23 protein-coding genes are annotated in these 21,856 nt (G+C 77.7%); 10 read left to right on the top strand and 13 right to left on the bottom strand.

Going from position 1 to position 21,856, the window contains the following annotated elements; all coding sequences use genetic code 11:
* Positions 1-92: 92 nt before the first annotated feature.
* The 5 genes from ACUN9U_RS03335 to ACUN9U_RS03315 all read left to right on the top strand — a co-directional run bounded on the left by ACUN9U_RS03335 (position 93) and on the right by ACUN9U_RS03315 (position 5,111).
* The gene (locus tag ACUN9U_RS03335) at positions 93-1,382 is read left to right on the top strand and encodes a THUMP-like domain-containing protein (RefSeq protein ID WP_445483474.1); all 1,290 of its coding nucleotides are present in this window, start codon (positions 93-95) and stop codon (positions 1,380-1,382) included.
* 13 nt (positions 1,383-1,395) lie between these two features.
* The gene (locus tag ACUN9U_RS03330; RefSeq protein ID WP_445483473.1) at positions 1,396-2,358 is read left to right on the top strand and encodes a nucleoside hydrolase; all 963 of its coding nucleotides are present in this window, start codon (positions 1,396-1,398) and stop codon (positions 2,356-2,358) included.
* The gene (add, locus tag ACUN9U_RS03325; protein WP_445483472.1) at positions 2,355-3,341 is read left to right on the top strand and encodes an adenosine deaminase; all 987 of its coding nucleotides are present in this window, start codon (positions 2,355-2,357) and stop codon (positions 3,339-3,341) included. Before ACUN9U_RS03330 ends, add begins: the two co-directional genes overlap by 4 nt.
* A 135-nt stretch (positions 3,342-3,476) precedes the next feature.
* Positions 3,477-3,689 carry a hypothetical protein gene (locus ACUN9U_RS03320; RefSeq protein WP_445483471.1) on the top strand — a complete coding sequence of 71 codons (213 nt, stop codon included), beginning with the start codon at positions 3,477-3,479 and terminating at the stop codon, positions 3,687-3,689.
* Positions 3,690-3,965: 276 nt separating this feature from the next.
* Entirely contained in the window at positions 3,966-5,111 is a 1,146-nt protein-coding gene (locus tag ACUN9U_RS03315) for a sodium:calcium antiporter (protein ID WP_445483513.1), read from the top strand.
* A 72-nt stretch (positions 5,112-5,183) separates the two neighbouring features.
* On the opposite strand, the gene ACUN9U_RS03310 is transcribed toward ACUN9U_RS03315, so the two are convergent.
* From ACUN9U_RS03310 to tsaB, 4 genes are read right to left on the bottom strand one after another with little or no spacing between them, the layout of a single operon-like run.
* A complete protein-coding gene (locus tag ACUN9U_RS03310) occupies positions 5,184-6,251 on the bottom strand; it encodes a lipoate--protein ligase family protein (RefSeq protein ID WP_445483470.1) in 1,068 nt (355 codons plus the stop codon).
* Between the two features lie 50 nt (positions 6,252-6,301).
* Entirely contained in the window at positions 6,302-7,387 is a 1,086-nt protein-coding gene (gene tsaD / locus ACUN9U_RS03305; protein ID WP_445483469.1) for a tRNA (adenosine(37)-N6)-threonylcarbamoyltransferase complex transferase subunit TsaD, read from the bottom strand.
* Positions 7,388-7,396: 9 nt separating this feature from the next.
* Positions 7,397-7,864, bottom strand: a complete 468-nt coding sequence (gene rimI, locus ACUN9U_RS03300; protein WP_445483468.1) for a ribosomal protein S18-alanine N-acetyltransferase — start codon at positions 7,862-7,864, stop codon at positions 7,397-7,399.
* A gap of 29 nt (positions 7,865-7,893) precedes the next feature.
* Positions 7,894-8,625: a tRNA (adenosine(37)-N6)-threonylcarbamoyltransferase complex dimerization subunit type 1 TsaB gene (gene tsaB / locus ACUN9U_RS03295; RefSeq protein WP_445483467.1), complete on the bottom strand. Its 732-nt coding sequence runs from the start codon at positions 8,623-8,625 to the stop codon at positions 7,894-7,896.
* Positions 8,626-8,726: 101 nt separating this feature from the next.
* Between tsaB and ACUN9U_RS03290 the strand changes: the two genes are divergently transcribed.
* Together ACUN9U_RS03290 and ACUN9U_RS03285 are read left to right on the top strand one after the other, a co-directional pair.
* Positions 8,727-9,209, top strand: coding sequence for a MarR family winged helix-turn-helix transcriptional regulator (locus ACUN9U_RS03290; protein WP_445483466.1), 483 nt, complete (start codon positions 8,727-8,729; stop codon positions 9,207-9,209).
* Positions 9,209-10,963, top strand: a complete 1,755-nt coding sequence (locus ACUN9U_RS03285) for an MDR family MFS transporter (RefSeq protein WP_445483465.1) — start codon at positions 9,209-9,211, stop codon at positions 10,961-10,963. The genes ACUN9U_RS03290 and ACUN9U_RS03285 overlap by 1 nt, the downstream gene beginning before the upstream one ends.
* Before the next feature lie 93 nt (positions 10,964-11,056).
* On the opposite strand, the gene tsaE is transcribed toward ACUN9U_RS03285, so the two are convergent.
* From tsaE to glmS, 5 genes are read right to left on the bottom strand one after another with little or no spacing between them, the layout of a single operon-like run.
* Entirely contained in the window at positions 11,057-11,494 is a 438-nt protein-coding gene (gene tsaE / locus ACUN9U_RS03280; protein WP_445483512.1) for a tRNA (adenosine(37)-N6)-threonylcarbamoyltransferase complex ATPase subunit type 1 TsaE, read from the bottom strand.
* A gap of 59 nt (positions 11,495-11,553) precedes the next feature.
* Positions 11,554-12,801 (bottom strand): alanine racemase, encoded by a 1,248-nt coding sequence (alr, locus tag ACUN9U_RS03275; RefSeq protein WP_445483464.1) that lies wholly within the window; start codon positions 12,799-12,801, stop codon positions 11,554-11,556.
* Positions 12,798-14,420: a bifunctional ADP-dependent NAD(P)H-hydrate dehydratase/NAD(P)H-hydrate epimerase gene (locus ACUN9U_RS03270; protein WP_445483463.1), complete on the bottom strand. Its 1,623-nt coding sequence runs from the start codon at positions 14,418-14,420 to the stop codon at positions 12,798-12,800. Before ACUN9U_RS03270 ends, alr begins: the two co-directional genes overlap by 4 nt.
* Positions 14,417-14,800 carry a holo-ACP synthase gene (locus ACUN9U_RS03265; RefSeq protein WP_445483462.1) on the bottom strand — a complete coding sequence of 128 codons (384 nt, stop codon included), beginning with the start codon at positions 14,798-14,800 and terminating at the stop codon, positions 14,417-14,419. The genes ACUN9U_RS03270 and ACUN9U_RS03265 overlap by 4 nt, the downstream gene beginning before the upstream one ends.
* 45 nt (positions 14,801-14,845) lie before the next feature.
* Positions 14,846-16,765, bottom strand: coding sequence for a glutamine--fructose-6-phosphate transaminase (isomerizing) (gene glmS / locus ACUN9U_RS03260; protein WP_445483461.1), 1,920 nt, complete (start codon positions 16,763-16,765; stop codon positions 14,846-14,848).
* A gap of 97 nt (positions 16,766-16,862) precedes the next feature.
* On the opposite strand from glmS, the gene coaA reads away from it, so the two are divergent.
* Genes coaA through ACUN9U_RS03245 form a run of 3 tightly spaced genes read left to right on the top strand, consistent with a single transcriptional unit; the run spans position 16,863 to position 18,699 of the window.
* Complete coding sequence (gene coaA, locus ACUN9U_RS03255) at positions 16,863-17,840, top strand: type I pantothenate kinase (protein WP_445483511.1); 978 nt, start codon at positions 16,863-16,865, stop codon at positions 17,838-17,840.
* A complete protein-coding gene (locus tag ACUN9U_RS03250) occupies positions 17,837-18,277 on the top strand; it encodes a fluoride efflux transporter FluC (RefSeq protein WP_445483460.1) in 441 nt (146 codons plus the stop codon). The genes coaA and ACUN9U_RS03250 overlap by 4 nt, the downstream gene beginning before the upstream one ends.
* A complete protein-coding gene (locus tag ACUN9U_RS03245) occupies positions 18,274-18,699 on the top strand; it encodes a fluoride efflux transporter FluC (protein WP_445483459.1) in 426 nt (141 codons plus the stop codon). Before ACUN9U_RS03250 ends, ACUN9U_RS03245 begins: the two co-directional genes overlap by 4 nt.
* An 18-nt stretch (positions 18,700-18,717) precedes the next feature.
* Here the strand turns inward: ACUN9U_RS03245 and glmM are convergent, their stop codons facing one another.
* From glmM to ACUN9U_RS03225, 4 genes are all read right to left on the bottom strand, one after another.
* On the bottom strand, positions 18,718-20,064 hold the full coding sequence (glmM, locus tag ACUN9U_RS03240; protein WP_445483458.1) for a phosphoglucosamine mutase: 1,347 nt from the start codon (positions 20,062-20,064) through the stop codon (positions 18,718-18,720).
* Positions 20,065-20,118: 54 nt separating this feature from the next.
* Complete coding sequence (gene rpsI / locus ACUN9U_RS03235) at positions 20,119-20,622, bottom strand: 30S ribosomal protein S9 (protein WP_445483457.1); 504 nt, start codon at positions 20,620-20,622, stop codon at positions 20,119-20,121.
* Positions 20,623-20,641: 19 nt separating this feature from the next.
* Positions 20,642-21,085 (bottom strand): 50S ribosomal protein L13, encoded by a 444-nt coding sequence (rplM, locus tag ACUN9U_RS03230; RefSeq protein ID WP_445483456.1) that lies wholly within the window; start codon positions 21,083-21,085, stop codon positions 20,642-20,644.
* Positions 21,086-21,332: 247 nt separating this feature from the next.
* Positions 21,333-21,851: a DUF5709 domain-containing protein gene (locus ACUN9U_RS03225; protein WP_445483455.1), complete on the bottom strand. Its 519-nt coding sequence runs from the start codon at positions 21,849-21,851 to the stop codon at positions 21,333-21,335.
* Positions 21,852-21,856 lie beyond the last annotated feature (5 nt).

The raw sequence follows: 21,856 nt of genomic DNA, 5'->3' as shown, positions 1-21,856 counted from the left end.
AAGGACACTAGTGAGGGCGTCAGCACTCGGTCAACCCGAGTGCCAGCCGCCTCCCCCGCCCGGCGCTGCCCGGGTGCTGGGAGGATCCTCGCGTGCACGAGGGACCCGCCGGCGAGCCCGCCCCCTCGCCCTCGGCCGCGAGCGTCGCGCCCCTGCTGCGCCCCGAGGGGTGGGCGCTGCTGGAGGCCCTGCCGCCCTACGGCGGCCCCGACGCCGCGATGGCGCTCGGGGAGCGCCTGCGCGCCGAGGGCGCTGACCCCGCCGTCGTCGCCGCCGCCCTGACGCAGTCGCGCCTGCGCGCCCGCGCCGAGGCGAAGTTCGGCCCCTTCGCCGCCGGCATGCTCCTCACCGCCGAGGGCCTCGAGCAGGCCACCCGCCTGCAGGTCGCCGCCCACCACGCGCAGCGGTTCCGCGACGCCGGGTGCACCCGCGTGGCCGACCTCGGCTGCGGGATCGGCGGGGACGCCATGGCCCTGGCCTCCCTGGGGCTGGGCGTGCTCGCCGTCGAGCGGGACGAGGCCACCGCTGCCGTCGCCACCGTCAACCTGCGCCACTGGCCGGAGGCGCAGGTGCACCGCGCCGACGTGCTCGACGTCGTCGCCGAGCTGGGCCGCGACGCCGGCGTGGACGGCGCGTGGCTCGACCCCGCCCGCCGCACCGCGGCCGGGCGCCGGGTGCTCGACCCCCACCGCGCCTCGCCCCCGTGGAGCACCGTGCTCGACGTCGCCCGGCGCGTGCCGGCCACGGGCGCCAAGCTGGCGCCGGGCGTGCCGCGCGACCTCGCCGCGGGCTCCGGCCTGCCCGCCGAGGTGCAGTGGGTCTCCGTCGACGGCGACGTCGTCGAGGCCGTCTGCTGGTTCGGGCCGCTGGCCCGCCCGGGCCGCGCCGCCAGCGCCCTGGTGCTCCGCTCCCCCGGGCGCGGCGGCGCCGCGACGCTCCTGGACGACGCCGACCTGCCCGTGCCCCCGGCCCTCGCCTCCCCCGACGGCGTCGGTGCCTACCTCTACGACCCCGACGGCGCGGTCGTGCGCTCCGGGCTGGTGGGGCAGGTCGCCGCGCTCGTCGGCGGGTCGCTGCTGGACCCGACCATCGCCTACGTCACCTCCGACCGGCTGGTGAGCACGCCGCTGGCGCGCGCCCTGGCGGTGGAGGAGGTGTGGCCCTTCGGGCTGAAGGCGCTGCGCACCCGGCTGCGCGACCGCGGCGTGGGCGCCGTGGAGGTGCTCAAGCGCGGCAGCGCCGTCGACGTGGAGCAGCTGCGCCGCTCCCTGCGCCTGGCGGGTCCGCACCGGGCCACCCTCGTGCTCACCCGCGTGGCGGGCCGCCAGCACGTCCTGCTGTGCCGCCCGGCCGCGCCCGCCCCGGCCCTCACCGCGGGCTGACAGGCTGGGGCGCGTGAGCACGGAACACACCACCGGGCGGCGGCGCGTGGCCCTGGACACCGACCTCGGCAGCGACGTCGACGACGCCCTGGCCCTGGCCCTGCTGCTCGGCTCCCCGGAGGTGGAGCTGCTGGGCGTCACCACCGTCTACGGGGACACCGGCCTGCGCGCCCGCGCCACCTCCCGCCTGCTCGAGCTGGCCGGGGCGCCCGGGCCGGGCGCGCCGGGGGGCCTGCCCGTGCGCGCCGGCGCCGGCGCACCGCTGTCCGGCGCCGAGGTCTGGTGGGCCGGGCACGAGGGGACGCTGCTGGGCGACCTGGCGACGGCGCCCACGACGCCCCCCGCGCCCGGGGCGGGCGCCGCCGAGGACGCCGCCGACTGGCTGGCGGCCACCGCGGCCGCGGACCGCGGCGGCGTGGACCTGCTGGCCATCGGCCCGCTCACCCAGGTGGCCACCGCGCTGCGGCGCCACCCGGGGCTGGCCGCCGACCTGCGCTCGCTGGTGGTCATGGGCGGCCGCTGGGACGGCGCCCGCGAGCAGGACGGGCGGCTCGAGGCCGAGCACAACCTGCGCAGCGACGCCGTCGCCGCCGCCGAGGTGCTCGCGTGCGGCGCCCCGACCCTCGTCGTCGGCCTGGAGGTCACCCAGCAGGTGCGCCTGGAGACCGGCGACGTGGAGCGGATCGCCGCCGCCGGCCCCCTGGGCGCCGCCCTGGCGGCCCAGGTGCGGCAGTGGTGGGAGCTGTGGGACGAGCCGTGGGGCGTCCCCCACGACCCGGTGACCGCGCTGCTGCTCGTCGAGCCCGGTGTGCTGGAGCTCGGTCCGCCCGGGCGGGTGGAGGTCGACGCCCGCGGCGCGGCGGTGCACGTCCCGGACCCGGCGGGCACCGTGCGGGTGGCCGTCGGGGTCGACGCCGCCGCGGCGGCGCAGGCCGTGGTCCGCCGCGTCCTCGCGGCCTGCCGGCGCGCGGCGTGAGCACCCGCGACCTGCGCCTGCTGCCCAAGGCCTCCCTGCACGTGCACCTGGAGGGCTGCATGCGCCCCTCCACGCTGGCGGAGCTGGCGGCCGGCTACGGGGTCCCGGTGCCGGCGACGCGCGGCTACGGCTCCTTCGCCGCCTTCGCCGGCCTCTACGACGCCGCGGCGCGCTGCGTGAGGTCCGAGGCCGACCTGCGCCGCGTGGTGCGCGAGGTGGTCGAGGACGCCGCCGCCGACGGCGCGGTGTGGGTGGAGCCGCAGCTGTGGCCGCACTACGACAGCCCGCTGCTGGGTGACTCGGGGCTCGTCCTGGACGTCGCGCTGGACGAGGGGCGCGCGACCGCGGCGCGCCTGGGCGTGGGCTTCGGGCTCATGGTGACGGCGATCCGCGTGCTGCCCCCCGAGCACGCCGAGGCGCTCGCGGAGCTGGCCGTCACCCGCGCCGAGGGCGGCGTGGTGTCCTTCGGGCTGGCCCACGACGAGGTGCTCGGCCCGCCGGCGCCCTTCGCCCGCGCCTTCGCGGTGGCGCGGGCCGGCGGCCTGGTCGCCGCGCCGCACGCCGGGGAGCTGCTGGGGCCCGACAGCGTGCGCTCGGCCCTGGACGACCTCGGCGCCCGTCGCGTCGCCCACGGCGTGCGGGCGCTGGAGGACCCCGCGCTGGTGGAGCGCCTCGCGGCCGAGCGGGTCTGCCTGGACGTGTGCCCCACCTCCAACGCGCTGCTCGGCGTGGTCCCCTCGCTGCCCGAGCACCCGCTGGCCCGGCTGCTGGAGGCCGGGGTGGCCTGCTCGGTCGGCCCCGACGACTCCCTGCTCTTCGGACCCGGGCTGCTGGAGGAGTACCAGACCTGCCGCACCGCGCTGGGGCTCGACGACGCGCAGCTGGCGGCGGTGGCGCGCAGCGGGATCGAGGCGGCGGCGCACGCGCCCTCGGCACTGGTGAGCGGTGCGCTGGAGCGCGTGGAGGCGTGGCTGACGAGCTGAGGCCCCACCCCCGGCGGCTCCAGGGGACGCCGAGGCGACCCCTCTGCGACCGCGCGCGGCCGGTGGTAGTTTCGGACCACCGAAACCCCGGGCGGCGCTGGTGCCGCCCGCGCTGCCGAGGAAGGGGGCCCGCCGGTGCCCACCGCCGTCGCCGCGCTCCTGCTCGCGCTCGCCGCCCCGGTGCTGCTGCTCGCCCTGGCCGTCGCGGTGTCCGCGGCGCTGCCCGGGCTGCGCCCCCGGCTGCGGGTGCGCCCGCCGCGGGTCCTGCGCGAGCCCGCCGACCTGTCCGGCGCCCGCGCCGAGGTCGAGCGCGCAGCGCCGGAGTGGGCTGCGGCGCTGCGCTCCTGACCCCGCCCCGGCGCGGCCCCGCAGAGCCGCGGGTTTCGGGCGACCGAAGCCCCCGGGCGCGTTCGCCCAGGTCAGTGACCTGTTTTTCGGGTGGCCGAAGTGCTTGGCGCCCCCGCCGGCGGCCGGTAGCGTCGTGTCGGGCCCGCCGCGCGGGCCACCACGACTCGACCTGACCGACGGCGGTGAGCTGGTCGCGGGCCCTGCGGGGTCCCCGGCTCGCCGCCCGCCCGCTGCGCCCGAGAGGGCGCGGCGCGCCTGCTGCGGAGGCACCGCGTGCTGCTCACCCTCGTCCTGCTGCTCGGCTGCGCCGTGCTGATCTACCTGGCGTGCGAGTGGTTCGTCAACGCCGTGGAGTGGCTGGGCGTGCGGATGGCCGTCGGCTCGGCCGCCGTGGGCACCGTGCTGGCCGCCGCGGGCACCGCGCTGCCCGAGAGCGTCGTCACGCTCGTCGCCGTGCTCTTCGGCTCCGAGGAGTCCGGTGCCGAGGTGGGGGTCGGCGCAGCGCTGGGCGGCCCGCTGGTGGTCGGCAGCCTGGCGTACGCCGTGGTCGGCGTCGTGCTGCTGGTGGACCGGCGGGCGGCGCGCCGGGCCGACGCCCCCGCGCTGGCCGCCCAGCCGGTCGCGGCGGGAGCGCCCGCGCGCGCCGCCACGGCACGGGCGGGGCGGGCGGCACGGGCGGGGCGGGCGGCACGCGCTGTGCGGGCGGCGCAGGCGGGCGGCGGTCCGACCGGCGCCGAGAGCGCCCAGCTCGCCGGCCTGGACGCGCGCGCTCTGGCCCGCGACCAGGCCTGGTTCCTCGTCGCCTTCGCGCTGGCCGCGGGACTCGGACTGGTCGCCTTCGCCGTCAAGCCGTGGCTCGGGTGGCTCTTCTTCGGCGCCTACGCCGTCTACTGCTGGCGCCAGGTGCGCGCCGGCGGCGACGCCCACAGCGCCGAGGACCTCGAGCCGCTCCGGGCGCAGCCGCGCCGCGAGCGCCCGACCACCACCGCCGTCGTCGCGCAGGTCCTCGTGTCGCTGGCCGTGGTCTTCACCGCCTCGCAGGTCTTCGTCGGCCAGCTGGAGTCGCTGGCACCGCAGGTCGGCCTGCCGGCCTCGCTCGTGGCGCTGCTGCTGGCGCCCGTCGCCACCGAGCTCCCCGAGGTGCTGAACGCGCTGATCTGGGTGCGCAAGGGCAAGGTCTCCCTCGCGCTGGGCAACCTCGCGGGCTCGATGGTCATCCAGGCGACGGTCCCCACGGGCCTGGGCCTGGTCTTCACCAGCTGGCACGTGCAGGGGCCGCTGCTGCTGGCGGCGCTCGCGACGCTCGGCTGCGTCGGCTACCTGCTGGTGCTCTTCGCCACCCGGCGGGTCACCGCGGTGCGCCTGGCCGCGGCGGCCGCGGCCTACGCCGCCTTCGCCGTCGCCCTGGCCGTCACCGCCTGAGCCGAGCCCGCGGGCGCTGCGCCCGCCGGCGGTCCGCCCACCGAGCGCCCGCCGGGGACCGCAGCGGGCGCGTCAGGGCACGCGGGCGGTCCAGGCCGGGTCGCGGTACTTGCGCTGGGCCAGCTCGCGCGCCGCGGCCAGCTCGGCGTCGGTGACGTCGCCGTCGGCCAGCCCGTAGCGGGCGCGGAAGGAGGCGGCCATCGCGGCGATGACGTCCTCGCGGGCCATGCCCGTCTGGGAGCGCAGCGGGTCGACGCGCTTGGCGGCGCTGGTGGTGCCCTTGTCGGAGAGCTTCTCGCGCCCGATGCGCAGCACCTGCAGCATCTTGGCCGCGTCGATGTCGTACGACATGGTCACGTGGTGCAGCACGGCCCCCGGCCGCCGCTTCTGCGCCGCTCCGGCGATCTTGCCTGCCGCCGAGACGATGTCGTTGATCGGCCGGTACTCGGCGCGCACGCCGAGGTCGGCGAGCGCCTCGAGCACCCACGCGTCCAGGAAGGCGTAGGACTCCACGAAGCCGAGGCCCGCCACCAGCGAGGACGGCACCGTGAGCGACCACGTGATGGTGTTGCCGGGCTCGGCGAACATCGCCCCGCCGCCGGAGATCCGGCGGACGACGTCCACGCCGAGCGCCTCCGCGGCGGCAGCGTCGACCTCGTTGCGCAGCGACTGGAAGCTCCCGATGATCACCGTCGGGCGGTCCCACTCCCACACCCGCAGCGTCGGGCCCCGCCGCCCGCGGGCGACCTCGTCCAGCAGGACCTCGTCGAGGGCCATGAGCAGCTCGGGGCTCTCCGGGCCGCGGTGCACGAGCGACCAGGAGTGGTCGCCGAAGCCCGTCGCCCGGGCCAGGGCGCGCCGGACGACGACGGCGACGGCCTCGGGGGTGATCCCCACGAGGGCGGCGCCGGGCGGGAGCGCCGCCCGCACGCGCGCGGCCAGGTCCGCGGCCTCGGTGTCCGCGGGCAGGCCCTCCAGCGCGGCGTCGATCGCCTCCAGGGCGTCGTCCGGCTCGAGGAAGAAGTCGCCCGAGACGCGCACGTCGCGCAGCACCCCGCCGGCGCCCGCCTCATCGGGACCGGTCACCTCCAGGTCGACCACGACGAGCTTGCCGCCGGGGACCTTGTACTCGCCGTGCACAGCGCGCTCCTGCTCCGGGGTGGGGCGACGGGGTCGGACGACGACGCCGGTCAGACGACGACGGTGGAGACCGGCAGGCCGGGGTCGGTCGCCAGGTCGAGCGGGGAGGGACCCAGCCCGTCGGCCAGCGCGAGGGCGCCCAGCGCCGCGACCATCGCGCCGTTGTCGGTGCACAGGCGCAGCGGCGGCACGCGCAGCTCGAGACCGGCGGCCTCGCAGCGCTCTGCGAGCAGGCCGCGCACCCGCGCGTTGGCCGCGACGCCGCCTCCGAGCAGCACCGTCCCCACGCCGCGGTCGAGGGCCGCGGTGACCGTCTTGCGGGCCAGGACGTCGGCCACGGCCTCGGAGAAGGAGGCGGCGACGTCGGCGACGAAGGCGCCGTCGACCTCCCCGCCGGCGCGCCGGTGCGCCTCGACCTGCCGCGCCACCGCCGTCTTCAGGCCCGAGAAGGAGAAGTCGTACGGGTGGCGGCGCAGGTCGTGCGCGGCGGTCAGCCCCCGGGGGAAGGCGTAGGCGGCCGGGTCGCCGCCCTCGGCGGCCCGCTGCACGTGCGGGCCGCCGGGGTAGGGCAGGCCGAGCAGGCGGGCGACCTTGTCGAAGGCCTCACCGGCGGCGTCGTCGAGGGTCTGGCCGAGCAGCTCCACGCGCAGGGCGCCCACCCCCTGGCCGGCGGGGCTGCTGACGTCGAGGAGCTCGGTGTGCCCACCGGAGACGAGCAGCGCCACGCTGCGCTCGGGCAGCGCGCCGGAGACGAGGACGTCGACGGCCACGTGGGCGACCAGGTGGTTGACGCCCAGCAGCGGCACGTCGAGCCCCAGGGCGAGGGCCTTGGCCGCCGCGACCCCCACCAGCAGCGCACCGGCCAGCCCGGGCCCGGCGGTGACGGCCACCGCGTCGACGTCCGCGAGGGTGGCGCCGGCCTCCTCGCACGCGCGGCGCAGCGTGGGCAGCAGCGCCTCCAGGTGCGCGCGGCTGGCGATCTCGGGGACCACGCCGCCGAACCTCACGTGCTCCTCGACGCTGCTGGCCACCGCGTGGCCGAGCAGCGCCGACCCGCGCACGAGGGCCACGCCCGTCTCGTCGCACGAGCTCTCGATGCCGAGCACCAGGGGCGCGGGGGCGGGGGCCGAGGTCACCCGGCCACCCTACGAGCGGCCCGGGGAGCCCGACAGGCGCAGGCGCAGCACGAGGGCGTCGACGTCCTCGGGCTGGTAGTACCGGCGGCGCACGCCGATGCGCTCGAAGCCGCGGGCGGCGTAGAGGGCCCTGGCCGGCTCGTTGTCGGCGCGGACCTCCAGCAGCACGGCGCTGGCGCCGCCGGCGCGGGCCGCGGTGACGAGCGCGTCCAGCAGCAGCCCGCCGACGCCTCGCCGCTGCGCGGCCGGGGCCACGGCCAGGGTCTGGACGTCGGCGTCGGGGCCGGCCAGGGCGAGCCCGGCGTACCCCAGCAGGGTCCCTCGGTCGTCCTCGGCCAGCAGGTAGGTGCGCCCGGGGGCCGCCAGCTCCGACCAGAACAGCTCACCGCTCCAGGCGCTCGCGCCGAAGAGCTCGGCCTCCACGGGCAGCAGCGCCTCGACGTCCCACCAGCGCAGCGGGCGCAGGACGGCGCTCACCGGGCGCTCACCGGGCGCTCACCGGACGCTCACCGGCCGGCGAGGGCCGCGGGCACCTGGGCGTCGGGGCGGCGCAGGTACAGCGGCCGGGGGGGCAGCAGCTCCCCGCCGCCCGCCAGGCGGCGGGCGGCGAGCGCGCCGAGGACGCCGGGGTCGACGTCCAGCGGCACCGCGACGGCGTCCTGGCCCTCCCCCGAGGCGCCGGCCAGCACGTCGGGCCCGGGCAGGGCCTCGCGGTACTGCGCCGCGCCGCGCCCCACCGCGGGCAGGCCCTGCGTCGGGACCTCGCCGGGGGCGCTGACGGCGGGCCCCGCCGTGCGGTGCCACCCCGACAGGGCGTCGGAGGCGTCCTCGACGGCCACCCGGGCCCAGTGCACCTCGCGGCGGCGGGCGTCGGCGGCGACGACGAAGCCGCCGGCGAGCGGGCCGCGGGCGCTGGCCGGTGCGGCGGCGAGCGCGGTGGCGGCCAGGGCGTCCAGGCTGCTGACGCCGTGCACCGGGACGCCGAGCGCCTCCCCCAGGGCCAGGGCCGTCACCACGCCCACGCGCAGGCCGGTGAAGGGCGCGGGGCCGACGCCCACGGCGAGGGCGCCGAGGTCGCGGCGGTCGGCGCCGGCGGCGGCCAGCACGGCGCGGACCGCGGGGGCCAGCAGCTCGCCGTGGCGGCGGGCGTCGAGGTGCTGCTCGTGGGCCAGCAGGCGCTCCCCGTCGAGGAGGGCGACGCCGACGGCGGAGGAGGTGTCGAGGGCGAGCAGCAGCACGGCCAGCAGCGTAGGCCGCCCGGGTGGGCCCGCGACCCGCCCGCCGACACACCCCGGAAGTTGCTTGCACGCTGCACACAACAGTCCTACAGTCCTTGCTTGTGACACCCATCGACCCGTCGAGCGCGCCGGCCCGCACGCCGCCCGCCGAGCTCCTCGTCGAGGAGTTCGCGGCGCTCATGAGGGTGGTCCACCTCCACAAGGCGCAGTCGGCCACGCGCTCGGCGCACTCCCTGCTCTTCCCGGTGGCCCACCACGGGCCGCTGCGCACCACCGCCCTGGCCGAGCTCGTCCACACCGACCCCTCCACCACCAGCCGGCAGGTGGCCGAGCTGGTCTCGGAGGGCCTGGTGGAGCGCCAGGACGACCCCGCCGACCGGCGCGCCTGCCTCATCGCCACCACCGCCGCCGGCCGCGCCGCGGTCTCGGCCATGCGCGCCCAGCGCGCCCGGCTCTTCGCCGAGGCCCTCTCGGACTGGACGCCCGAGCAGATCGGCACCTTCACGACGGACCTCCGCCGCTTCCGCGAGGCGCTCGCCGCCGCCGCGCTGCCCACCCCCGCCCCGACCCCGCAGGAGCAGTGATGTCCTCCACCGCAGCGGCACCCCCCGCCACCGGCGCCCCCGGCGCCCCCGGCGCCTTCACCCACCGGCAGATCGTCACGATCCTCTCCGGCCTCATGCTCGGCCTCTTCCTGGCCGCCCTCGACCAGACCGTCGTGTCCACCGCCATCCGCACCATCGCCGACGACCTGCAGGGCTACTCCCTGCAGGCGTGGGCCACCACGGCGTTCCTCATCACCTCGACGATCGCGACGCCGCTGTACGGCAAGCTCTCCGACATCTACGGGCGCAAGCCCTTCTACCTCTTCGCGATCGGCATCTTCGTCGTGGGCTCGGCCCTGTGCGCCTTCGCCTGGTCGATGTACTCCCTGGCCGCCTTCCGCGCCGTGCAGGGCATCGGCGCCGGCGGCCTCATGAGCCTGGCCTTCGCCATCCTCGGCGACATCGTCCCGCCGCGGGAGCGCTCGCGGTACCAGGGCTTCTTCATGGCCGTCTTCGGCTCCTCCAGCGTGCTCGGCCCCGTCGTCGGCGGCCTGCTCGCCGGCCAGGACCAGCTGCTGGGCATGAGCGGGTGGCGCTGGATCTTCCTGGTCAACGCCCCCCTCGGCGTTGCCGCCTTCCTCGTCGTCGCCCGCGTCCTGCAGATCCCGCACACCCGGCGCGAGCACCGCATCGACTGGTGGGGCGCGGCCACCCTCGTCGTCGCCCTCGTGCCGCTGCTCATCGTCGCCGAGCAGGGCCGCGAGTGGGGCTGGACCTCCACCGACGCCGTCACCTGCTACGTCATCGCCGCCATCGGCATCGCCGGCTTCGTCCTGGCCGAGCGGGCGATGCGCGACGAGGCGCTGCTGCCGCCGCGGATGTTCGGGGAGCGGACCTTCTCGGTCGGCATCGTCTCCAGCTTCATCGTCGGCATGGGGATGTTCGGCGGGATGCTCCTGCTGCCCCAGTACCTGCAGGTGGTCAAGGGCTCCTCGCCCACCGTCGCCGGCCTGCAGACCCTCCCCCTGGTGCTCGGGATCATGACGGCCGCGGGCGTCTCCGGCCGCATCACCAGCCGCACGGGCCGCTACAAGGTCTTCCCCGTGGTCGGCACCGCCCTGCTCGCCGTCGCCCTGGGCCTGTTCTCCCTCATCGGCGCCGACACCCCGCTGCTGGCCACCATGGCGATCATGCTGCTGTTCGGCATGGGCCTGGGCCTGAACATGCAGTCGGTGATCCTGGCCGTGCAGAACGCCGTCAGCCCGCGCGACATGGGCGTGGCCACCTCCTCGGTGACCTTCTTCCGGCAGATGGGCGGCACCCTGGGCGCCGCGGTCTTCCTGTCGGTGCTCTTCAGCATCGTCGTGGGCCGCATCGCCACCGCCTTCACCGAGGCGCAGGGCACCGCGGAGTTCCAGCGCGCGCTGGCCGCGAACCCCGACCAGGCCCAGGTGCTGCAGCAGGTCAGCTCCGGGGGCGGGTCGCTCGACGACACCTCCTTCCTCAACGGCCTCGACGACGCGCTGGCGCACCCCTTCCGGGTCGGCTTCTCCTCCGCGATGGACTCGATCTTCCTCATCGCGGCCGGCGTCATGGTGGTCGGCTTCCTGGTCACCTGCTTCCTGCCGGAGAAGCCCCTGCGCACCACCGCCGGGGTGCAGGCGCGCAGCGAGGAGCCCGGTGAGCTGCCGGCCGAGGGACCGGCCGCCGCGGTGGCCGCCGCCGCACCGACCTCCACCGCCCCGGTGGTGGAGGAGGACGACGACGACCGGCGGGTCCGCGCCGGCCGCTGAGGCCCACCGCACCGCCCGTCGGCGGTGACCACGCAGGAGACCCGCCCCCCGGCCCCCGGGGTGCGGGTCTCCTGCTGCCACGACGGGTGCCGCTCAGGCGCCGGGCAGCGCCACGCCCTCCCAGCGGCCGCCGACCGCGCGCAGCACCGCGCGGCGCAGCTCCCCCTCGGCCTCGGTGGCGGGCCGCTCCAGGTGCACCTCGAGGCGGTCGGCGGCCAGCTGCTCGACCAGGCCCGCACCCCACTCCACCACCGTGACCGCCTCCTCGAGCGAGGCGTCCAGGTCCAGGTCGTCCACCTCCGCGGCCGAGCCGAGCCGGTAGGCGTCCACGTGCACCAGGGCCGGCCCGCCGACCAGGGAGGGGTGGACCCGGGAGATGACGAAGGTGGGGGACGTCACCGGGCCCCGCACGCCGAGCCCGTCGCCCAGGCCCTGCGCGAGCGTCGTCTTGCCGGCGCCGAGGTCGCCGGTGAGGACGACGAGGTCGCCGGGGCGCAGCACCGCGGCGAGCTCGCGCCCCAGCGCGTGCATGTCCTGCGCGGTCGGCACCCGCAGCACCCGGTCGCCGTCCGTGGTCGTGCTCACAGCCCCTACCCCTCCTGCCCGGTGGCCGGGTGCCCGCCCACCGGCGCACCCGCGGTGCCGGTGTACCGGCGCGGCAGCCGCGCGGAGACCCTCGCCACCACCTCGTAGCCGATGGTCCCGCACGCGGCGGCCCAGTCCTCGGCGGTGGGGCCGCCCCCGGCGCCGTCGCCGAAGAGCTCCACGACGTCGCCCGCGGCGGCGCGCCCGGCGCCCGGCAGGCCGCCGAGGTCCACGACGAACTGGTCCATGCAGACGCGACCGGCGACGGTGGTCCTCCCGCCCGCCACCGCGACCGGGCCGACGCCGCTGGCGGCGCGCGGCACGCCGTCGGCGTAGCCCAGCGGCACCAGGCCCAGCCGGGTCGGCCGGTCGGTGGTGTGGGTGTGCCCGTAGGAGACGCCCTGGCCGGCCGGCACGTCCTTGACCAGCGCCAGCCGCGTGCGCACCGCCATCGCCGGGCGCAGGCCCAGCTGGGCGGGGGTGCCGACGCCGCCGCCCGGGGACAGCCCGTACAGGGCGATCCCCGGGCGCACGAGGTCGTAGCGGGCCCGCGGGTCGGTCAGCAGCGCCGCGGAGTTGGCCAGGTGGCGCACCGGGAAGGTCGCGCCCAGCTCGCGCGCGGCGGCCAGGGCGGCCTCGAAGGCCTCCCGCTGCTGGCCCGCGCTGGGGTGGTCCGGCTCGTCGGCGCGCGCGAGGTGCGACCAGGCGCCCACGAGCTCGGCGAGCCCCTGCTCGTGGGCGGCGAGGGCGGCGCGGACGGCGTCCGGCCAGTCCGCCGGCGTCGCACCGCCGCGGCCCATCCCGGTCTCGGCCTCCAGGTGCAGCCGCACGGGCCTGCCCGCTGCGCGGGCCGCCTCCGCGAGGATCCCCACGGCCTGCGCCGAGGACGCCGACAGGTCCACCCCGGCCGCCACCGCCGCCCGCACGTCCTGCCCGGGCGCCCACAGCCAGCACAGCACCGGGGCGGTGACGCCGGCCGCGCGCAGCGCCAGCGCCTCCGCCAGCTGCGCCACCCCCAGCCAGGTGGCCCCGCCCGCGAGCGCGGCGCGCGCGGCGGGCACCAGGCCGTGGCCGTAGGCGTCCGCCTTGACGACGGCCATCACGGCGGCGGGGGCGGCGCGCTGGACGAGGAGCGCGGCGTTCGCGGCGATGGCGTCCAGGTCGACCACCGCCTCGCCGGTCCAGCGCCCGTGCCCCGGGCCCGCGGCCCCGCCGGCACCTGCGGGGTCGGCGGGGGTGGGGGCCGCGCTCACGCGGGCCACTCCCGCCGCACCAGCAGGTGGGTGACCACCGCGGGCACCGCCCGCGCCACCGCCTCGGCGTGCAGGGGGCCGCCGCCGCTGGCCAGGGCCGCGGCGCGTCCGTGGACGGCGGTGGCCAGGGCCCCGGCGTCCAGGGGCGCCAGGCCCGAGGCCAGCAGCGTCCCGGCGACACCGGCGAGGACGTCCCCGGCGCCGGCGGTGCCCAGCCAGCCGGGCCCGTCGGTCTGCGAGCGCACCCTGCCGTCCGGGGCCACCAGCACGGTGGTGGAGCCCTTGAGCAGCACGACGGCGCCGGTGGCGCGCGCGGCCCGCCGGGCGTGCTCGAGCGGTCCCTCCTCGACGTCGGCCCGCTCCACCGGCGCGCCGCCCCGGTCGCCCAGGTCGCCCAGGTCGGTCAGCAGGCGGGCGAGCTCCCCGGCGTGGGGGGTCAGCAGCACCGCGGTGCGCCGGGCGTCGAGGGGGCCGTGGGCGCGCACGTGCGCCGCCAGGGCCGGCAGCGCGCCCGCGTCGAGCAGGCACGGCAGGCCCCGCCCCTGCTCGGGGGCCGCGGCCGCGAGGGCGCCGGCCACCGCGGGCGCCTGCGCGTCGTCGTCGGGGTCGACCCCGGAGCCGACGGCCCACGCCTGCACGCGGCCGGCCCCGGGCACGACCTCGGGCAGCCGCTGGCGCACGAGCTCGGTGGGGCGCGGTGGGCCGACGTAGCGGACCATCCCGGCCCCGGCCAGCACCGCCGCCGTCGTGCACAGCAGGGCGGCGCCGGTGTAGGTGTCACCGCCGGCGACGACGCCGAGCACGCCGCGGGAGTACTTGTCGTCGTCGGGACCGGGCACGGGCCACAGCAGGGCGGCCTGCTCGGGGCCGAGCTCCTCCACCGCCGCCGGTCCCAGCACGGCCGGGTCCAGGCCGAGGTCGACGACGACGACGCGCCCGGCGGCCCGCGCCACCGGGGGCAGGAGCAGCGCGGGCTTGGCGGTGCCGAAGGTGACCGTCACGTCGGCGTGCACGCAGGAGGGGCGTCCCTGCGCGTCGCGGGGCAGCGCGCCGCCGTCGGCGTCCACCCCGCTGGGCACGTCGACCGCCACGACGAGGGCGCCGGCGGGCACGGCGGCGACCAGCGCGGCGGCAGCGCCGTGCAGGCCGGGGCGCCCGCCGGTGCCCAGGAGCCCGTCGAGCACGACGTCGGCCCCGGACAGCGCCGAGCGGGCGGCCTCGCCGAGCGGCCCGCCGGCGCCGCCAGCGCCGTCCGCGCCGTCCGCGTCCTCGGGGGCGGCGGGCAGCACCCGGCCTCCCGCCGAGCGCAGCGCCGCCAGCCCTCCCGCGTGCGCGCGGGGGCCCGCGAGCAGGGCCACCACCTGCGCTCCGGCGCCGGCCAGGCGCGCCCCCGCGTGCAGCGCGTCACCGCCGTTGCTGCCGGGGCCCACCAGCAGCACCACCCGCGCGCCGTACGCGCGGCCGCGGCGGTGGCGGACCTCCCCCGCCACGACGGCGGCCAGACCCGCCGCGGCGCGCAGCATGAGCGGGCCGTCCTGCCCCGCGGGGCGGTCGGCCAGCCCGGGGTCGGCGGCGGCCTCGGCGCGCCGGACGGCCTCGACGGGGTGCGCAGCGGTCACGGGGCCCCACCCTCCCCCACGGCGTCCTCGCGCGCCTCGGCGAGGACCACCGCGGAGGCGACCCCGGCGTCGTGGGTGAGGGAGACGTGCCAGGAGGTGACCCCGAGGGCCGCGGCCGCGGCCGCCACCGAGCCCCGCACCCGCAGCACCGGCCGCCCGGAGGGCGAGCGCTCCACCTCGGCGTCCTGCCAGGCGAGCCCGCCGGGGGCGCCCAGGGCCTTGGCCACCGCCTCCTTGGCGGCGAAGCGCGCGGCCAGGGACTCCAGGGGCAGCTCCCGCTCGGCTGGGGTGAAGAGCCGCTCGCGCAGCGCCGGGGTGCGGGCCAGGGTGCGCCCGAACCTCTCCACGCCCACGACGTCGACCCCCACGCCGACGATCACCGCCCGCCCGCCCGCCGCCGGCCCGGGGCGCTCACGCGAGCCCCCTCACTCGACGGTGACGGACTTGGCCAGGTTGCGCGGCTGGTCGACGTCCAGGCCCTTGGCGCTGGCCACCTCCATCGCGAACACCTGCAGCGGCACCACGGTCACCAGCGGCGCCATGAGCGTGGGCACGCGCGGGACGCGCACCACGAGGTCGGCCGAGCCGAGCACCGCGTCGTCGCCGTCCTCGGCGATGACGATGGTGCGCGCCCCGCGGGCCCGCACCTCCTGGGCGTTGGAGACGACCTTGGCGTGCAGGGAGTCGCGGCTGTCCGGCGAGGGGACGATGACGAACACCGGCTGCCCCTCCTCCACCAGCGCGATCGGACCGTGCTTGAGCTCGCCGGCGGCGAAGCCCTCCGCGTGCAGGTAGGCCAGCTCCTTGAGCTTCAGCGCGCCCTCCAGGGCCACCGGGAACCCGACGTGGCGGCCCAGGAAGAGGACCGACTTGGAGCCGGCGAGCTCGTGGGCGAGCTTCCGGACCTCGTCGGCGCGGTCGAGCACCGTCTGCACCGCGTCCGGCATCCCGTGCAGCTGGCCCAGGACGGTGCGCACCTCGTCGGCGAACATGTTGCCGCGCAGCTGCGCCAGGTACAGGCCCAGCAGGTAGCAGGCGGTGATCTGCGCGAGGAAGGCCTTGGTCGAGGCGACCGCCACCTCCGGGCCGGCGTGGGTGTACAGCGCCGCGTCGGACTCGCGGGGGATGGTGGCCCCCTGGGTGTTGCAGATGGCGAGCACCTTGGCGCCCTGCTCGCGCGCGTGACGGACGGCCATGACGACGTCCATGGTCTCCCCGGACTGCGAGATGGCGACGACGAGCGTCCGCTCGGTGAGCACCGGGTCCCGGTAGCGGAACTCGTGGGCCAGCTCGACCTCCACCGGGATGCGGCACCAGTGCTCGACCGCGTACTTGGCGACGTGGCCGGCGTAGGCGGCGGTGCCGCACGCGATGACGACGATCTTGTCGGTGCGGCGCAGGACGGCGGTGTCCATGCGCAGCTCGTCGAGCACGAGGGCGCCGCTGGCGTCGGTGCGGCCGAGGAGGGTGTCGGCCACGGCCTTGGGCTGCTCGTGGATCTCCTTGTCCATGTACCACCGGTAGCCGCCCTTCTCGGCGGCGGCGGCGTCCCAGTCGACCGTGAAGGCGCGCGGGGTGACCGGTGCGCCGTCGAAGCCGGTGACCTCCACCGACGTCGCGGTGATCGTCACCACCTGGTCCTGGCCGAGCTCGAGCGCCGAGCGGGTGCGGCCGATGAAGGCCGCGACGTCGGAGCCGAGGTAGTTGGCCCCCTCGCCCAGGCCGACCACCAGGGGGGAGTTGCGGCGCGCGCCCACCACCGCGCCGGGCGCGTCGGCGTGCACGGCGAGCAGCGTGAAGGCGCCCTCGAGGTCGCGGCACACCTCCCGCATCGCCGTGGTGAGGTCCGCTCCGGCTGCCACGGCCCGGCCCAGGAGGTGGGCGACCACCTCGGTGTCGGTCTGGGAGGTGAACGGCACGCCCTGCTCGACCAGCTCGGCCTTGAGCGCGGCGTAGTTCTCGATGATGCCGTTGTGGATCACCGCGAGGCGGCCGTCGGCGCTGGTGTGCGGGTGCGCGTTGGCGTCGGTGGGACCGCCGTGGGTGGCCCAGCGGGTGTGGCCGATGGCGGCCGACGCGTCGGGCACCGGCTCGGCCTCGAGCGCCTCCACGAGGCGGGCGAGGCGGCCGGCGCGCTTGGTCACCCGCAGCTCGTGGGTGGCCGGCGAGCCGCCGCCGGCGTCCGCGCCGCCGGTCTCGGCGACGACGGCGACGCCCGCGCTGTCGTAGCCGCGGTACTCCAGCCGCCGCAGGCCCTCCAGCACCACCGCGAGCGCCTCACCACCGGAGGGGTCGCTGGGCCTGGGGGTGGGACGGGGACCTGCGTAGCCCACGATGCCGCACATGCCGGGAAGGCTACGGGGCCCGCGGGCGGCATGATGGCGGCCCGTGGAACCCGTCCCGCGCCGCGCCGGCCCGACGCCCGGCCCGACGACCGGTCCCCTGCCGGCGCAGGCGGGCGCAGGGCGCCCGGGCGCCTCGCCCTTCGTGGACCTCGACAGGGCCGCCTGGAGCCGCCTGCGCGCCTCCACCCCGATGAGGCTCACCGCCGCCGACCTCGAGCGGGTGCGGGGCCTGGGCGAGCGGATCGACCTGCGCGAGGTCGAGGAGGTCTACCTCCCGCTGTCCCGGCTGCTCAACCTCTACGCGGCCGGCACCGCGCGCATGCACCAGGTCACCTCCACCTTCCTCGGGGAGGGCTCGGGGGTGGCGGCCGGGCCGCGCACGCCCTTCGTCATCGGGGTGGCCGGGTCGGTGGCGGTGGGCAAGTCCACGGCGTCCCGGCTGCTGCGCGAGCTGCTCTCCCACTGGCCCGACACCCCCCGGGTCGAGCTGGTCACCACCGACGGCTTCCTGCTGCCCAACGCCGAGCTGGAGCGGCGGGGGCTGCTGGGCCGCAAGGGCTTCCCGGAGTCCTACGACCGGCGCGCCCTGCTGCGCTTCGTCACGGCGGTGAAGTCCGGGGCGCCGGAGGTGCGGGCACCGCTGTACTCCCACCTGGTCTACGACATCGTCCCGGGCGCGGAGGTGGTGGTCCGCTCCCCCGACGTGCTCATCGTGGAGGGCCTGAACGTGCTGCAGCCGGCCCGCCCGCGCAGCGACGGGCGCACGGGCCTGGCGGTGAGCGACTTCTTCGACGTGTCCCTCTACGTCGACGCGCGCACCGAGGACGTCGCCACCTGGTACGAGGAGCGCTTCCTGCGGCTGCGGCAGACGGCCTTCTCCCGGCCGGAGTCCTACTTCCGCCGCTACGCGGACCTGTCCGACGAGCAGGCCCGCGCCCGGGCGCGGGAGATCTGGGCGAGCACCAACGAGCCCAACCTCGTCCAGAACGTGCTGCCCACCCGCGGACGGGCCACGCTGGTGCTGCGCAAGGCCGCCGACCACTCGGTGAGCCGGGTGCGGCTGCGCAAGCTGTGAGGCGCCTCCCGGGCGCGCCGCCCTGGCGGCTGCTGGCGCTCGTGGCGCTCGGCGGCGCCGTGGGCGCCCCCGCGCGCTGGGCGCTGGCGCTGTGGCTGCCGGGCGCGGCGTCGGGGTGGCCGACGGCGACCTTCGTCACCAACCTGCTCGGGGCCCTCGTGCTGGGTGCGCTGCTCGAGGCGCTGGCCCGCCGCGGACCCGACGCGGGCCGCCGGCGGGCCGTGCGGCTGGCCGTCGGCACGGGAGTGCTGGGGTCCTTCACCACCTACTCCACCTTCGCCCTGGAGGTGGACTCCTACCTGCGCTCCGGGCAGGTGGCCCTGGGCGCCGCCTACGCGCTGGCGACCGTCACCGGTGGGCTGGCCTGCGCGGCGCTGGGCGTGCTGGCCGGCGCTGCCGGGGGCGCCCGGCGCCGGTGGGGCGGTGGGGGCCGGTGAGCGGCGCGGTCCTGGCGCTCGTGGTGCTCGGCGGCGCGGTGGGCGCGCCGTGCAGGTCCTGGCTCGACGGTGTCGTGGCGGCCGGTGCGGCCCGCCGCCGGAGCAGGACGCGCGGCCCGGCCGCCCAGCCCGCGCTGCCGCCGGGCACGCTCGTGGTGAACCTGCTCGGCGCGCTGGTGCTGGGCGTGCTGGTCGGGCTCGCGCCCGACCACAGCTCGACGTCGCGCGGGGCGCTGTGGCTGGTGGCGGGGGCGACGGGGTTCTGCGGCTCCTTCACCACCTTCAGCAGCGCGGTGGTGGAGGCCGTCCGCCTGGCGCAGGTCCGCCGGTGGGGCGCGGCGGCGGCCACCGCCGCCGTCCACCTCGCGGGAAGCCTCGCGGCGCTCGCCGCCGGGCTGGCGGTCGGCCTGGCGCTGCGCTGAGGCGGCCCGGCCGGCGGCTCACAGGGCCAGGCGGTCCCCCACCACGGCGGCGAGCCGGTCGGCGACGGCCCGGGCGTGGGCCTGCTCGCCGGCCTCGACCATGACCCGCACCAGCGGCTCGGTGCCGGAGGGGCGCAGCAGCACCCGGCCCGTCCCGCCGAGCTCGGCCGTCGCCTCGGCGACGGCCGCGGCGACGTGCTCGTCGGTGCTGGCGCGCGACTTGTCCACGCCCGGCACGTTGACGAGCACCTGCGGCAGGCGCCGCACCACGGAGGCGACCTCGGCCAGGGGCCGGCCGACCTCGGCCACGCGCGCCAGCAGGTGCAGGGCGGTGAGCACCCCGTCACCGGTGGTCTGGTGCTCGAGCATCACCACGTGCCCGGACTGCTCGCCGCCCAGGGCGTACCCGCCCTCGCGCATGGCCTCCAGCACGTAGCGGTCCCCCACGGCCGTCTGCACGACCTCGACCCCCGCGGCGCGCATGGCCAGCAGCAGCCCGAGGTTGCTCATCACGGTGGCGACGAGCACCGACCCGGGCAGCTGGCCGCGCTCGGCGAGGGCCAGCGCCAGGACGCCCATGATCTGGTCGCCGTCGACGGTGGCGCCCGAGGCGTCCACGGCCAGGCAGCGGTCGGCGTCGCCGTCGAAGGCGATGCCGGCGTCGGCGCCGTGCTCGACCACCGCGCGCTGCAGCGGGCCGAGGTGGGTGGAGCCGACACCGTCGTTGGTGTTGAGCCCGTCGGGCTCGGCCCCGATGACGACGACATCGGCGCCGGCGCGCCGCAGGGCCTGCGGACCGACGCTCCAGGCCGCGCCGTGGGCGCAGTCCACGACCACGCGCAGGCCGTCCAGGCGGTGGGGCAGCGTGGCCAGCAGGTGGTCCACGTAGCGCCCGCCGGCACCGGCGTCGGCGGTGACCCGCCCGACGCCGGCGCCCGTGGGGCGCGCCCACGGCTCGCGCAGGCGCCCCTCGATGGCGTCCTCCACCTCGTCGGGCAGCTTGTGGCCGCCCCGGGCGAAGAACTTGATGCCGTTGTCCGGCACCGGGTTGTGCGACGCGGACAGCACCACGCCGAGGTCCGCACCGGTGGCGGCCACGACGTGGGCGATGCCCGGCGTGGGCAGGACGCCGACGTCGGAGACGTCGACGCCCGCGCTGGCGAGCCCCGCCACCACCGCGGCGGACAGGAACTCCCCCGACGCGCGGGGGTCGCGCCCGACCACGGCGCGCGGCCGGTGCCCGGAGAACGCTCCTGCGTCGGCGAGCACGTGCGCCGCCGCGACCGAGAGGTCGAGCGCGAGCTCCGCGGTGACGTCGACGTTCGCGAGACCGCGCACGCCGTCCGTGCCGAAGTAACGACCCATGTCAGCTCCTGACCGTGCGCTGGCTGCGGGGAAGGGGCAGCCCGGCGGGCCGGGTCAGCGCTTGCTGTACTGGGGCGCCTTGCGGGCCTTCTTCAGACCCGCCTTCTTGCGCTCCTTGATCCGCGCGTCGCGGCTCAGGAAGCCGGCCTTCTTCAGCGCGGGGCGGTTCGCCTCGACGTCGATGCCGTTGAGGGAGCGCGCGATGCCCAGGCGCAGCGCGCCGGCCTGGCCGGAGACGCCGCCGCCGTCGATGCGGGCGATGACGTCGAAGCGGCCCTCGACCTCGGTGACGCGGAAGGGCTCGTTCACCATCTGCTGGTGGACCTTGTTCGGGAAGTACGACTCCAGGTCGCGCCCGTTGATGGACCACTGGCCGGAGCCGGGGACGATGCGCACCCGCGCCACGGCCTCCTTGCGGCGGCCGGTCGCCGCGCCCGGCGCGGTGATGCTCGAGCCGCCGCCGGCGACGCCGGGGCTGGTGGTCGAGTAGCTGCTCAGCTCGTCCTCGTCGTAGCCGTCCTCGAGGGGGGCGTCGACGGGCGCGGTGTCGGTGCTCAACGGAGGTCCTCCTGCGCGCTCACTGCGCGACCTGGGTCAGGGTGTACGGCGTGGGCTTCTGGGCGGTGTGCGGGTGCTCGGGGCCCGCGTAGACCTTGAGCTTGCCGAGCACCTCGCGGCCCAGGGAGTTCTTGGGGATCATGCCGCGCACGGCGCGCTCGATGGCGCGCTCGGGGTCGCGGGCGAGCAGGTCGGTGTAGCGCTCGGACTTCAGGCCGCCCGGGTAGCCGGAGTGGCGGTAGACGCGCTTCTGCTCCGACTTGCTGCCGGTGAGCACGACCTTGTCGGCGTTGATGATGATGACGTAGTCACCGGTGTCGACGTGGGGGGCGAACACGGGCTTGTGCTTGCCGCGCAGCAGGCGCGCGGTCTGGCTCGCCAGACGGCCGAGGACGACGTCCGAGGCGTCGATGACGTGCCAGGCGCGGTCGACCTCGCCGGGCTTGGGGGTGTACGTGCGCACGCTCGGACCTTCGCTCTGCTGGACAGTGGTTCGTGGGGGTGTGGCCGGTACTGCTCAGGGTGCTGCTCGACGCGGGACGCCGGAGGTGTGTCCACCGTTCACGGCGACGTCGAACGCACGACGGCCAGCAGACTACTCGGCCCCCCTGGGCCGGGTCAAAACGCGGGTGGGGCCCCGGACGCGTCGCGCCCGGGGCCGTCGGGGACCGCCGCCGCCGGCCCGCGCCGGCCGGTGCTCGTGACCCGGGTCAGCCGTCCTCGGGGTCGGGGACGACGTGCACGGCGGCCTCCTCCGCGGAGGCCGCGCCGCCGTCGATGCCGGCGTCGGAGGCCACGGCGCTCTTCTCGCGGTCCTCGCCAGTGCCCTGGTCGGGCTCGACGAGCCTGCCGGCGCGGGCGTCTCCCACCTCGTCGTCCAGCAGCTCGCCCTCGACATCGCCCGCGGCGGGCTGGTCGGCCGGCAGGTCGCCGTCGTCGGCGAGGCCGCCAGAGGCGTCGCGGTCACCGCGGCCGCGCGGCTGGCCCTCCTCGTCGGAGCCGTCCAGCACCAGCGACGCCGACGGGTCGGGCTCCTCCTCGGCGAGGCGCTCGTCGAGGGTCTCCCCGGCCAGCTCCTCGTCGGCGGTCATCCCGAAGCGGCCCACGCGCACCTCGCGCTCGCGCGGGGAGTGCCCCTCGTCCAGCAGCTCGCTCTGGTAGGCGTCGTCCTCGGTGTCGGCCATCGAGGTGATCGGGTCCTGGTCGGGCTGGGCCCCGGGAGTGCTCATGGCCC

This window comes from Quadrisphaera sp. KR29, assembly GCF_052644995.1.
The sequence above is the reverse complement of the archived record's forward strand: the minus strand, read 5'-3'. Positions and strand labels throughout refer to the sequence as shown.